Source organism: Luteibacter yeojuensis (assembly GCF_011742875.1).
GTDB lineage: Bacteria > Pseudomonadota > Gammaproteobacteria > Xanthomonadales > Rhodanobacteraceae > Luteibacter > Luteibacter yeojuensis.
The window spans coordinates 2,940,703-2,954,241 of the sequence record NZ_JAAQTL010000001.1 but is presented as its reverse complement, the minus strand read 5'-3'; the positions used below and the strand labels follow the sequence as shown (position 1 = coordinate 2,954,241).

General features: G+C 67.5%; 8 protein-coding genes. 5 read left to right on the top strand and 3 right to left on the bottom strand.

Translation table 11 applies throughout. The features are described from left to right. Window positions 1-84: 84 nt before the first annotated feature. Entirely contained in the window at window positions 85-1,773 is a 1,689-nt protein-coding gene (locus HBF32_RS13395) for an alpha/beta fold hydrolase (protein WP_166700094.1), read from the bottom strand. Between the two features lie 251 nt (window positions 1,774-2,024). Between HBF32_RS13395 and HBF32_RS13390 the strand changes: the two genes are divergently transcribed. Next, window positions 2,025-3,209, top strand: coding sequence for an OprO/OprP family phosphate-selective porin (locus tag HBF32_RS13390; protein WP_166700093.1), 1,185 nt, complete (start codon window positions 2,025-2,027; stop codon window positions 3,207-3,209). 1 nt (window position 3,210) lies between these two features. Here the strand turns inward: HBF32_RS13390 and HBF32_RS13385 are convergent, their stop codons facing one another. Further along, a complete protein-coding gene (locus HBF32_RS13385; RefSeq protein ID WP_166700092.1) occupies window positions 3,211-4,941 on the bottom strand; it encodes an alpha/beta fold hydrolase in 1,731 nt (576 codons plus the stop codon). A gap of 136 nt (window positions 4,942-5,077) precedes the next feature. Further along, window positions 5,078-7,258, bottom strand: a complete 2,181-nt coding sequence (locus HBF32_RS13380; RefSeq protein WP_166700091.1) for a glycoside hydrolase family 3 N-terminal domain-containing protein — start codon at window positions 7,256-7,258, stop codon at window positions 5,078-5,080. 342 nt (window positions 7,259-7,600) lie between these two features. Here HBF32_RS13380 and HBF32_RS13375 point away from each other — a divergent pair, with 342 nt between their 5' ends. From HBF32_RS13375 to HBF32_RS13360, 4 genes are read left to right on the top strand one after another with little or no spacing between them, the layout of a single operon-like run. Next, window positions 7,601-8,365 (top strand): ABC transporter ATP-binding protein, encoded by a 765-nt coding sequence (locus HBF32_RS13375; RefSeq protein WP_166700090.1) that lies wholly within the window; start codon window positions 7,601-7,603, stop codon window positions 8,363-8,365. Next, window positions 8,362-10,743, top strand: a complete 2,382-nt coding sequence (locus HBF32_RS13370; protein WP_166700089.1) for an ABC transporter permease — start codon at window positions 8,362-8,364, stop codon at window positions 10,741-10,743. Before HBF32_RS13375 ends, HBF32_RS13370 begins: the two co-directional genes overlap by 4 nt. Window positions 10,744-10,763: 20 nt before the next feature. After that, window positions 10,764-12,140 (top strand): sigma-54-dependent transcriptional regulator, encoded by a 1,377-nt coding sequence (locus HBF32_RS13365; protein ID WP_166700088.1) that lies wholly within the window; start codon window positions 10,764-10,766, stop codon window positions 12,138-12,140. 34 nt (window positions 12,141-12,174) lie between these two features. Further along, window positions 12,175-13,503, top strand: coding sequence for a sensor histidine kinase (locus tag HBF32_RS13360; protein WP_166700087.1), 1,329 nt, complete (start codon window positions 12,175-12,177; stop codon window positions 13,501-13,503). Window positions 13,504-13,539: the final 36 nt, after the last annotated feature.

The window sequence follows — 13,539 nt, the reverse complement described above, 5'->3', positions numbered from 1 at the left end:
CCAGGATCGCGGGTGAGGAAAAGGGGCGCTCCGGCGCCCCCTTTTTTTCAAGTCGGCGTCGTGGGCGCCGGCCGCGGCCTCACATCACAGTTCGTCATGGTGTCGTGCCGGCCGCCCGATGGGGACAGGGGCTTCGGTCGACAGGGAAGGATCGCCCGGAATGGCGTACAGCGCGCTCCCGTGCGTGCCGATACAGGCCAGGGAACGAGCGCCGGAAGCCGGTATCGTGCCGGTCAGCAGGTAGTCGGCGGCGGTCTTCTCGATGCAGGGAGAGAGCGTGAAATTGAACAGGCCATGCGTGCTGGAGTGACGAACCAGGAGCAGGTGGGCATTGGTGAAATCCTCCAGGATGTGGGCCGCTCCGCCGGGTGGCGTCACGACATCGTCGGCCGATTGCAGCAGCAGGAACGGCGCCGCCTGGGCCATGGTGGCCAGCACCGGCTGCCTCGCGCCGCCCCCCGACCACCGCGAGCAGATCAGTTCTTCCACGGTTTCGCTGCCGCTGTAAGTCCAGTAGCGGGAGGCATGGCTGCGGGCGGTCGCCCTGATTTCCGCGTCGCTACGGGTCTGGGGAATGTCGTTGCAGACCACGATCAGGCGCACGGACTCTTCCTCGGCATCCATGTCGTCAAGGGGCAGACTGGGCGACGGCGCGTACAGGGCCGTGGCAAGTTGCAGCGCCTCACGGCGCATGCGGCCGGCGAGCGCGGCGTCCTGGGTCATGGCCGTCCGCTGGATCAGCGCCGCCATGGCCGCGTATGTGGTGGGGCGTGCGTTGTGCCATAGGGCGCCGACGTGCAGTGCGACGGCAAGCTGTAGTTCGGAATCGTCCCAGCGCCATATTTCCCGTATCCGCGAGGGAAGCGAGGCGAGCGCCGCCTTGATGACATCGGGGTCCGGATCGAGACCGTAGCGCGAGGCATGGGCGATCAACGGGTTCAACACGCCGCACACGAAAGCATCGTTGCGCGCGATCATCGACAGCCGGATCGCCGTGCGATAGTCGTGGGTGAAGTCGATGGTCGAGTCGAGCAGTATCCGTCCGGTGTTCTCCGGATAGATGGAAGCGTACCAGGCCGCGATCATGCCGCCGTATGAAATGCCATAGATGTGGATACGCTCGTCGCCGAGCGCGCGGCGAAGCATGTCCATGTCGTGCACGTGCTGCTCGGTGTTGATGTAGGGCGTGTACTCCAGCGCTGCACACGCCGCGGCGGCGGTCGTCGCTTCGACGAGCACCCGGCCCCAGTTGGCGTCGTCGAGGTGGGTGGGAAGGTAGGCGTGCCGAGGCGGAAGGCCTGTGACGCAATTGACCGCGCTGCTGCCGGTAAGCCCTCGCGGAATGACGGTGACGAAATCGAAGCGCTCGGAGAGTTGCCGTTTGCTCGCCATGCCGGCGCCCGCCGCCTCGCCGGTCCAGCCACTGGCGATCGATCGCAGCACGCTGCCCGGATGGAGGCCCGGTCCGCCCGGGTTGAAGAAGATGACGCCTTCGCGCCGCGCCGTGTTGCGGGCGCGCACGCGAATGACGCCGACGTCCATCGTACGGCCGTCCGGGGCCACGTGATCCAGCGGCGCTCTCATGCTGCCGCACTCCAGGCGCTCGCCGAGTGTGTCGCTCGTGGCGCCGACCCAGGGCTCGGCGCAGGGCCCCCACGCGATTGGCGGTTCGGGAACCGGTGCCGCATGCGCGACGGTTGCGCCGGACGGGGCCGATGCAACGAGGATGCCAAGCATCCACGACGCGACGGCAAATGGGTGCAACGTGGGCATGGCCTTGGGTCCTGCCGCGGAAAGGCACACGATGCTAGGTGGACCGGTTCGCCGGCCGTATCGGTATGGCGCGACAGCGCCTGTAGGAGGAATCGGGAGGCTCGGTGACCAACAGGAAAAGCCTTCATTAAAGCCCTGGTAGAACCTGCCGATGATTTAGGCGCAGCATTGAGCGGATTCTCAAGCACGCTGTATAGTCATGTTCACATCGCAGCCGGTGCCGCCGGCTGGCTTGAGAAGGGGCTCCCACCTTGAAGAAGATCATCCTCGGCGCGCTCGCGCTGATCGCACCCGCTTTGGCGTCGGCCGGTGCGTCGTCCAACACCTACGACTGGCGGACCCAGTGGCCGACCCACTACGTGTTCGCCGACGGCACCGACATCGGGTTGTCGCTGAAATACCAGTACGACCTCGACCGCTTCTCGCACGACGAGGGTACGTACGAGGACGCGCAGACCAATCGCCGCAAGGAGTTCGGGTTCTTCGTTCGCAAGAAGGGCGTGTACGACGGCACGGTCGTGTTCGACTTCCAGACGAAAACCTGGCTCGACGTCTTCTTCCGGGTGCAGGGTAAGGCGCTGCTCGGCAGCGATGTCGGCGCGTTCCGCGTTGGCTTCATGAAAACGCCGGTCGGTTTCGAAGGCAATACCAGTACGGGCAGCACGTCCTTCATGGAGACCTCGCTGCCGATGCAGGCCATCTACGCGAGCCGCCGCCTGGGTGTGGATTGGGCGCTGGCGCGTAAGGCCTACCTGGTGCAAGTCGGCGTTTATAAGGGCGGTAACCTCCAGGGCGACCTGGACGGTCGCATGGTGGCCGCGCGCGCCGCATGGACCCCGATGAACGTCCCGGGGGACGTGCTCCACCTCGGCGGTTCTTACTCGCATGAAACGCCCGAAGGAAGCTATGACGGACGCGGTCGCTACATGCCACCGAGCGCGCGCCTGAGGGCCTTGCCCGAGGCGGGCCTCGCCAAGCAGCGCCTTATCGATTCCGGTGTGCTCACGGTGGCCGACCATGTCGACCGTTTCGGCCTGGAGGGTCTCTGGATCCGTGGCCCGTGGTCGTTGCAGGGCGAGTACTTGTCGGCGGATGTGACGTTGAAGGACAAGCCGGATTACAACGCCCACGGCTGGTATGCATTCGGCAGTTGGGTCATGACCGGCGAATCGCGTAGCTACAAGGCGGGCAACGTGGGCGATGTCGCGCCGAAGGGCCCTTGGGGCGCGCTCGAATTCGTGCTCCGTTACAGCACGCTGGATCTCGACGATGGCCCGACGCTCGGCGGTACCGAGCACGACTGGACGTTCGGGGCCAACTGGTACCTCACGAAATACCTGAAGTTGCAGGCCAACTACGTGCGCGCGACCAGCGATCGCCGCGACCTGCGCATCGATCCGCACATCTTCGAAGTGCGTGCGCAGGTCATGTTCTGATTCAACGGCGCAGCTCGTCGTGGGCTGCCGTGGATGACCCGTCGACCAGCACCGGCACCGGCACCGGTGCCGTAAAGGGCGGGTGAGGCTCGCCGGGAATGGCGTGCAGGGGATTGCCCAGGGTGCCGTCGCAGGCGAGGACGCGCGATCCGGACTCGGGCAAGGCGCCGGTCAGCAGATAGTGCGCGGCCGTGCGCTCGATACAGGGCGACCGCGTGTAATTGAACACGCCGTGCAGGTCGCTGTCGCGTACGAGCAACATGCGGGCCTGGTTGAAACGGTCGAGGATGCGGGTGGTGGCATTCAGGGGCGTGGTGCTGTCCTTTTCCGACTGGATGAGGAGGAAGCGCCGTGCGCCCTCCATCGCGACGAGGTCGAGCGTGCGGACCGCGGATCCTCCCCAACGCGAGCAGACAAGCTCGTCGAGGGTTTCGGTCCCATCGATGTTGAAATACCGCGCCGCATACTGTTGCGCGGCCTGTCTGATCTCCTGGTCGCTGCGCGTCCAGTTCACGTCGTTGCACGGAACGATCGTTCGTATCGACGCAGCTTCCGCTCCCAGCGAAAAATGCGGTTCCGTGCTCCATCCAACGTACAGGGCCCGTGCGATACGCGCCGCTTCCATGCGCACCCTGATGGCGGTCGCCGCTTCGACAGCGAGAGGCGCCGACTGGATGATCTGGCGGAAGCGGTCGAATGTCGGGACAGGGTCCTGCCGCATCCAGGAAGCGGCGTGCAGCGCCGCCGCGAGTTGCACGGGCGACTCGACGTATCCCGCCATGGCTTCCCGGATGTCGCCGGGAAGCTGCGCGATCGACGTGGAAACCGCTCCGGAGTCGCTCCCCAGGCCATAACGGGCCGGGTCGTCGAGCAGCGGGGCGACGACAGTCTCCACGTACCGCTTCTGCCGTGCTTCGAGCGTGGCGACGGTAGCCGCCCGATAATCGCGCGTGAAATCCAGGGGCGAATCGAGAATCATCCGGTCGAGGTGCTCCGGATAGAGCGATGCGTACCGTGCTCCCACCATGCTTCCGTAAGAGATGCCATAGAAGTGGACGCGGTCGTCGCCGATGGCATGACGGATCGCGTCCATGTCGTGCGCATGTTGCTCGGTCGAGACGTAACGCGCGTGCCCTGGCGCGGAACAGGCCTGCGCGATGTCCCTGGCCTCTGCGAGGACGAGGTTCCAGTTGGTGTCGTCGGTATGCGTGGGAAGGTACTGGAATCGAGGGGCCAGCCCGGTCCTGCAGTGGATCGGGCCGGCTCCAACCTGGCCGCGCGGTATCACCGCGACGAGGTCATAGCGCTCGGCGAGACCCCGCTTGTCCGCTTCGTCCGGATCGTGGGGACGCATGGATGTCCAGGCGGCTGCCAGCGAGTGCAGGAGCGCACCGGGATGCAGGCCCGGGCCGCCGCCATTCAGGAAGATGGCGCCCTCCCGCTGTGCCGGTATGGCGGCGCTGACGCGCAGGACACCGACTTCGATCAGGCGCCCGTCCGGAGCGAGGTGGTCGAGCGGCATCGCCATGGCGGCGCATTGCAGCCGGGAGCCGAGACGGTTCGCGGACGAGCCGATCCAGGCCTCGGGGCAGGCTCCCCATGCGAGCGGCGGCACCGCGGCGACGGAGTTCGTCAGGCGTGCATCCGGAGAGCCGGCGCTCGGCTCCGCACCGGCGAGCATGGCGAATGCCAGAACGGGCGGGACCCACGATCGAAGGCGGTGGCGTCGCATGTGTGGCTCCGTTGACGGGAGCCACCACGCTATCCGTGGCACGACGATCGACGGCAGCGGGACACGGAGAACGTCCGCGTAGGCGTGGGCCCGGGGTTCGCCCGTCCAGCTCGGGAGGGCGCGTAGCCGAAACGACTTACCCGGCTGCGAGCAGGCGAAAACGTGCCGGAGTCCCTTCGACCGACGAACCCGCCACCCATACGTCGAAGATGCCGGGCTCGGCGGCGAAGGTCGTACCGTCGGCGTGGGTGAACGCAAGATCCATGCGCGTCAGTTCGAAAGACACCTCTTCCGAAGCGCCAGGCGCAAGCAGGATCTTCCGGAACGCTTTCAGCTCGCGTACCGGCCGCACACGGCTGGCGACGCGATCGTGGACATACAACTGCACGACCTCCTCGCCCGCGACCGCACCGGCGTTGGTGACGGTGGCCGAAACGACGATGATCTCGTCCCATTCCACGCTGGCCTTCACGCGCGGCGCATCGTAGGCGAAACGCGTGTAACTCAGGCCGTGCCCGAAGGCGTACAACGCCTCGAACGTCACCTCCCGGTAACGCGACTTGAAGGCCGGCGGCTGGTCGGCGAGTTCGGGGCGTCCGGTGCGCGGGTGATTGTAGAAGTACGGCTGCTGGCCCGCGTCCTGCGGGAAGCTCACGGGCAGGCGCGCCGACGGGTTGTAGTCGCCGAACAGCACGTCGGCGACGGCCGGTCCGGTCTGGCTGCCGAGGAACCACGTGACGAGGATCGCGTTCGCTTCGCGCACGGCGCCTGTCAGCGCCAGTGCGCGACCGTTCTTCAGCAACACGACGACGGGCTTGCCCGTCGCCGCCACCGCTTCGGCGAGGGCCTGCTGCGCGTGGGGCACGACGATCTGCGTGCGCGATTGCGCTTCGCCGGAGTAATTCTGCGGTTCGCCGATGGCGAGCACGACGACGTCCGCGCGTCTTGCCGCGGCGACGGCGTTGTCGATGCCGCCCTCGATGGCGTCCTCGATGTCCGAGCCCGCGACCACCTCGAGCAAGGTGTCGTCGGCCAGCGTCGCGCGCAGGCCTCGTTCGATGTTTTCATGGCGGCGCTTGTCGCCGAACAACGTCCAGCAACCTTCGAGGTGTTCCGTGTCGGGACCGAAGGGGCCGATCAGCGCGATCTTCTGGCCGGACTTGCGCAGCGGCAGCACGCCGTCGTTCCTCAGCATCACGATCGAACGGCGCGCTGCGTCGCGGGCCAGCGCGGCGTGGGCGGCATCGCGCGAGCGGTCCGCTTCCACGGCGGGATCGAGCGAGCGGTAAGGGTTGTCGAAGAGACCGATGGCGTCCTTCACGGAGAGCACGCGGCGCACGCTCTCGTCGAGCACGTCCATCGGTACCGCGCCGGACTCGACGAGTGCCGGCAGGTGCGCGGCGTAGAAGCCGCTCTGCATGCTCATGTCCACGCCGGCGAGGAAAGCGAGCCGCGTGGCGTCGCGCTCGTCTTCCGCGAAGCCATGCGCGATCAGTTCCATGTCGGCCGTGTAGTCGGACACCACGAGGCCGCGGAAACCCCATTCGCCACGCAGGATGTCGGTCATCAGTTCGCGATTCGCCGATGCGGGCACGCCGTTGATGTCGTTGAAGGCGCTCATGAAGGCGAGCGCTCCCGCGTCGACCGCGGCCTTGAAGGGGGGGAGGTGCACGTCGCGCAGGGTCTGCGGAGCGATGTCCACGGTGTTGTACTCCATGCCTGCCGCGACCGCGCCATAGGCGGCGAAATGCTTCGGCGTGGCAAGCAGCGCGTCGTCGGCCTTGAGGTCGACGCCCTGGAAGCCACGCACGCGCGCCGCGGCGAAGGCCGAACCCAGCACGACGTCCTCGCCCGCGCCTTCGGCGACACGGCCCCAGCGCTGGTCGCGCGCGATGTCCACCGCCGGCGCGAACGTCCATTGGATACCCGCGGCGGTAGCCTCGACCGCCGTGGCCCGCGCCGTGCGTTCGGCGAGGTCAGGCTCGAACGAGGACGCCTCGGCCAACGGAATGGGAAAGACGGTGCGCATGCCGTGGATCACGTCCGCACCGAAAAGCAACGGGATGCCCAGCCGGCTCTCCTCGACGGCGACGCGCTGGGCTTCGCGGCCCTCGGCCGCGCCCACGCCGTTGAACAGCGCGCCCACGCGGCCCGCGCGCACTTGCTCCAGGACGTCGGCCGCCCCGCGCGCATTGACCTCCGGATTGATATCGGGCGCGAACGGACGCACGGCATCGGCGAACACGCCCAGCTGGCCGACCTTCTCCTCGAGGGTCATTCGGGCGATCAGGTCTTCGATGCGGGAATCACGATTCATGGGGCGGGCCTTGGGACGAGGCGATGGCGGGGTGACACATCAGGCCGGCAAGGATACCGGCATCCGGCGGGTGAGTGTGGACGTAAATGATGTTACGTGTAAACGATTACGTCGTTGGGGCCCAATACCTTCACACACCTGAACGGAGCGCGTCGGGAGCGTTGGGAAGCCGCCGGTGGAGGACGGGCCTCCCGGCTCGCATCCGGCAACTGCTATGCACACAGGGACTATCGTTATGCCTTTCCGGCAACATCCGGAAGTTTTCTCTTTGTGAAGGCATCGCACGCGACGACAGGACGTCCCGCTGCGCTAGGCTCGACTCACTTGCATGGAGTTGCCGTAATGCAGGTTTGTCCAAGGCCACCGATCATCGAAATGCGTGGCGTCGGCAAGGCCTTTCCCGCCGGCCCGATCGAATGCCACGTACTCACCGACATTCATCTGGATGTTCGGCAGGGCGAATTCGTTTCGGTTGCCGGCCCGTCCGGCTGCGGCAAGACCACCCTGCTGTCGCTGATGGGACTGCTCGATCTCCCTACCAGCGGCGAGCTGCGCTTCGCGGGCCAGACGGTGCGCAACCTGGGCCGGGCGGAGCGTTCGGTGCTGCGCAACCGCCATGTCGGGTTCGTGTTCCAGGCGTTCAATCTGATCGACGATCTCAGTGTGGCGGAGAACGTCGCGCTGCCTTTGTCGTATCGTGGAAACATGCCACGGCACGAGCGCGGCCGGCGCACTCGCGAAGTGCTGGAGTGCGTGGGCATGACCCATCGCATGCGTCACTACCCGTCGCAGCTGTCCGGCGGACAGAAGCAGCGAGTGGCCGTCGCGCGGGCGATCGTGAACGACCCCGCCATCGTGCTGGCCGACGAACCCACGGGCAACCTGGATGTCGGCAACGGCGAGCTGGTCATGGCACTCCTGAGCCGCCTGCATGCGGAAGGCCGCACGATCTGCATGGTGACCCACGACGAGCGATTCGGCGCGATGGCCGAGCGCACCATCCGCCTGCTGGATGGGCGCATCGTCGACGAAAGCACGTTCCAGCAACGGCGCAGCGAGGTCGAGTCGGGCCTCGACGAACACATCTTCGGCGACTCGTTGCCGTGAACCATGTCGCCGACATCCTGCGCACCGGGCGGGCGCTCGTGCGCCGGCCGGGATTCCTGCTGCTGGGATCGGCGACGCTGTCACTCGGTGTCGCGGCCATGGTCGGCACGTTCACGTTGCTGGATTCCATCGTGCTGCAATCTCCCCCGTGGCCGAACCACGAGCGCGTCGTCGTCTACGGGGGACGCACGGAGGGGGATGCCATGCGCGCCATATCGCCGCGTCTGTACGCGGCGGTAGGCCTGCCGCCGTCGGTGGTCTCGCATGGGATCGCGCGCATGCCTGAAACCGTGAACGCGGTCGGCGGCGCGCACCGGGAAATGTTGCACGCCCAACGTATCGACGCGGGGTTCCTTCCGACCCTCGGCATCGTCCCTCGCGAGGCCGTGCCAACGGCGGCGTCGGGCGAGGGCCTGTTCATATCGCACGCCTTGTGGCGCCGCTGGTTCCACGCGAAGACGGCGGCGGTGGGAAGCACGCTCGTCGTCGACGGGCAACCGATGACCGTGCTTGGCGTGCTTCCCGCCGACTATCGGTTCTTCTCCGATATCGATTTGCTGATCCTGTTCGATCCCGCGACGATGGCAGCGGATACCGCGGAGAACATGACGGCCGTGGGACTTCTCACGACGTCAGGAGACGAGGCGGCTTTCTCGGCCGATGTCGTCCGCGCGGCGCGGCGCGATGCCGCCGGACTGGGCCTGCGCGGCGAAGACCTGCACTGGTATGGGGCCACACGCGCCGACGCCCTCGTGGCCAGGGGCGCGCATGACAGCCTCTGGCTGTTCGCCGCCTGCGCCTTGCTCGTCCTCGTGGTGGCCGGCGTGAACGTGTCCCACCTGATGTCCGTCCGCATGTTCGAGCGCATCGACGAAACGGCGCTGAGGATGGTGCTCGGTGCGACCGGTACGCGCACGTGGGTCCCGGCGCTGACCGAGGCCGCGGTCGTCGGCGCCATCGCCTGCGTCGCCGGCCTGCCCCTGGGCACGCTCCTGGCCGGGCGTTTCGTCGACTTCCTTCCGCCAGCCTGGTCGGTCTCGGGGCTCCCGCCGACACCAGGCTGGCGCGTCTTCCTCGTGGTCGTGCTCGCGGCGCAGGCCGCGGCGCTGCTCGCCACGGCGAGCGGCGCGACAAGCATCAGCAAGCCCCTCCTTCGGCGCGAGCAGTCCGCCATGCGCGGATCGGCCGGCGTGGGACGAACGGTCCGCCGTGCCCGTACCTACCTGTTGCTGGCAGAGGTGGCCGTTGCGACCGTGCTCCTCTCGCTTTGCGTGGCGGCGGTGTCGCGCGCATGCCGGCTCGCGCGCACGCCACCCGGCTTCGACAGCGCGAATGCCGTCGTGGTGGAGATGCATCCACCGGCACGCGACTATCCAGGGGCAAGCGACGTGCTCCGCCTGGCCGAAAGCGTCCGGGTGGGCGTGACGCTCCTGGCTGGCGTGGACAGCGTGGGATGGTCCACCCAGCTGCCCACGGGACAGGCGTTCAGGATGCCGTTCTTGCATGCCGACGGCAGCAGCGAGTTCCTGGAATACGCGCTTGTCACACCTGGCGGGAACCCCGCCATGGGGTTGCGCAAACTCGCCGGCCGCTGGTTCGGCGCGGACGACGACAGGCGCGCCGGCCGGGTCGCCATCGTGAACGAGGCTTACCTGCATCGCTTCGCCAGCGACGGCGTGGGCGATGTCGTGCGCCCGGCGGGCGACGCGGGACCATCGGCTCGCATCGTCGGCGTCGTGGAAGACACCTTGCGCGACGGAAGCGGCGTGGCGAGACCCGCGGTCTTCGTCCCGTTCGCGCAAGCGGATGCCCGACACTTCGCGCTGGTCCGCGAGCTGGCACCGATCTACGCGGTGATTCGCGGACCGGCCGCCGCCGCGGTCGCACAGGACGACCTGCCACGTATCGTCGAGCGGATCGACCCCTCGCTGGTCGTGTCCGCGCCGGTCCCGCTTCGCCGGATCGCCCGCGCGCCGGTCGCCATGGCGAGTCGCAACGCCATCCTCTTCGCCACCCTGTCGCTGTTCGCCGTGAGCCTGGCCGTCATAGGGCAATACTCGGCGCAGGCGGCGGACGTCGCCGCAGGCCGGGACCTCATCGCCCTGCGCAGTGCGTTCGGTGCCAGCCCGGCGAACCAGCGGAAGCGCGTGCTCCGGCAGGCGCTTTACGTCGCCCTGATGGGTACCGGCCTGGGATCCCCGGCGACGTACCTGCTGCAACGGTGGCTTTGCAAGGAAGCGGAGTGGCCTGGGGGAATCGGCATCGGCGTGACCGTCATCGCCGCATGCCTGATGGGCGTGGCCGTGGTGGCGGCGGCCGTCGTACCCGCGCGCCGTGCCGGGGCGGTGGAGCCCTGGCGCGTATTGCGTAGCGAATGAGAGATTGGGAAACGCAAGGTATGTCCAGAAGCCATGAAGCCGTCGCACCGGTACTCGTCGTGGACGACCATCCCGATGTGCGTCTTGCGCTGCGCATCCTGCTGCATTCGGAGGGCATTCCCTCGGTCGATGTCGGCTCGGCGGCCGCCGCGCTGGATGCGGTGGCACGCATCGAGTTCTCCTGCGCCGTGCTCGACCTCAACTACGCGTCCGATACCACGTCGGGCCTGGAAGGCCTCGATCTGGTCGCCCGCCTGCGCGAAGAGGCTCCCGACATGCCCATCGTCGCCATGACGGCGTGGGGCAGCATCGATATAGCGGTGCGGGCCATGCGCCTTGGCGCGGCCGACTTCATCGAGAAGCCGTGGAACAATGCGCACCTGATCCATGCCGTCCGCGGCCAGATCGCGTTGCGCCAGATGGCCGACGAAAACCGGCGCCTGCGTGCCGAGGCCGCGTTGTCCCGTCAAGGTGCGGACATGTTGCGCATTGGCGAATCGTCGGCGATGCGCCGAGTCCTCGAGCTGATCCAGCGGATCGCCAGCGGCGATGCCAACGTGCTGGTGCTCGGCGAAAACGGTACCGGAAAATCGCTCGTGGCGCGCGAAATCCATGCGCTGTCGCCACGCGCGGACAACCCGGTGATCCGCATCGACATGGGCACCCTGCCGGAATCGCGCTTCGCCGAGGAAATGTTCGGCGAGGACAAGCCGGTGCCGCGACCCGGCCGTTTCGAACTCGCGCATGGCGGCAGCCTCATCCTCGAGGAAGTGGGCAATATCCACCCGCTGCAGCAGGTGAAGCTGTTGCGCGTCGTCGAGGAGGGCGAACTGGAACGCTGCGGCTCGATGCGGACCCGGCGGGTGGACGTACGCGTGATCTCCACGTCCAACGCCGACCTCGACGCCGCCATCCGCAACGACCGCTTCCGCCGCGACCTGCTGTACCGCCTGAACGCCATGCAGGTGCGCCTGCCGCCGCTGCGCGAGCGGCAGGAAGACATCGTTCCGCTGGCACGGCATTTCCTCCTCCGGGAATGCCGTCGCAGAGGCCGTGGTGCGATGCTGTTCACACCTTCGGCAGAAAGGGCCTTGCGCGGTTACGACTGGCCGGGCAACGTGAGGGAGTTGGAGCATGCGATCGAACGCGCCGTCCTCCTGGCCGGCAGGGACGACATCGATGCCGATGCGCTGTCGCTCCAGCGGCGCAGGGACGAGCCGGTGGTGATCGACAGTCTCACCCTTCCCGAGGCCGAGGAGTTGCTGATCAGGCAGGCGATCGAACGGTACGACCACAATCTGCAGCGAGCCGCGGATGCGCTGGGCATCTCGCGTCAGGCCCTGTATCGCCGGCTGGAGAAGCGGCGCGCGAGGGGCGGAGTGGAGTCGGTCGGCTGAGGCTCCGGGCACGCCGTCCGTCGGCACGAGAACATTGAATAGCGATGCGCGTTCGACCCGCCTGCCGCTCGGCGCGGCGCCATGGATCGGCATCGTCCTCCTGCCCGTGACCGCCGCGGGTGGTTTGCTGGTGGCGATCGACGGCCTGCCGTGGATCACGCGGCTGGGCGTGTTCTCCCTTGGCATGTCGCTCACGCTTGCGCTGGCATGGGTGGCGGGACGACGCATCCTGGGCACGTTCGCCACCGTGTCGGATCTCCTTGCCGCGTTGCGCGAGGGCGATTACGGCCTGCGCGGGCGGGTACGTCCGGGGCACGATCCGCTGCAAGGGCTGTTGGCCGACGTGAACCTCCTTTCGGACGCGCTGCGCGAGGGCCGACGGAAGCGTACCGAGGCTTCCCGGTTCCTGGCCAAGACGCTCACGGCGTTGAAGGACCCGGTGTTCGTCGGCGACGAAGAAGGCAAGTTGCGTCTGATCAACCCCGCGGCGCGGCAACTCATCGGCGCCGAACGCGCGACGGTGGTGGGCCGCGACCTCGTCTCCCTTGGACTTTCCGAGGCGCTCGCCACACCGGACCATGCCGTCTTCCACGGGCGCTTCCCCGGCGGGGAGGGACGTTGGGCCGTGCGGCGCGCCACCTGGCACAGCGAGGGCCGCGAACATCGCCTCATCATGTTGCGCGACCTCAGTGCCGCCCTCGGGCAGGAAGAGCGGCGCGCGTGGCAGCGGTTGATCCGTGTGCTGAGCCACGAGCTGAACAACTCGCTCACCCCCATCGCGTCGCTGGCGGGGAGCCTGGCGACGATGCTTGAAAGGCAGCATGCGGAAGACTTGCGCTCCGATCTGCAGACCGGCCTGGAAACCATAGGCCGCCGCGCCGATTCGCTCGCCCGGTTCCTCTCCGGTTACGGAAAGCTGGCGCGCTTGCCGCCACCCCGTCCCCATCTGTTTCGCCTGGATGTCGCGCTGGCACGACTGGCCTCACTCGACAGGCGTCTCCCCATCGATGTGGCGAGCAGGGAGTCCGTCACCCTCTATGGCGACGAGGACCAGCTGTCGCAGGCCTTCATCAACCTGATGCGCAACGCGGTGGAAGCGGCCCTCCCCGTGGCGGGGGGTGTCCGGCTGGATTGGTACACGGAGGGACGGCGCGTCTGCATCCTCATCGAGGACGATGGCGTGGGCCTGCCGGACAGCGACGCGCTGTTCGTGCCCTTCTTCACCACCAAGCCGGAGGGTTCGGGCATCGGCCTCAGCCTGACCCGGCTCATCGTGGAAGCGCATGCCGGATCGGTCGAACTGGTGTCCCGCGGGGATACGCGCGGCGCGGTCGCCACCGTCCGCCTGCCGTTGCTGCCATGAGCGAGGGTGTCCGAAGGTGGACACCCGTGTCCATTT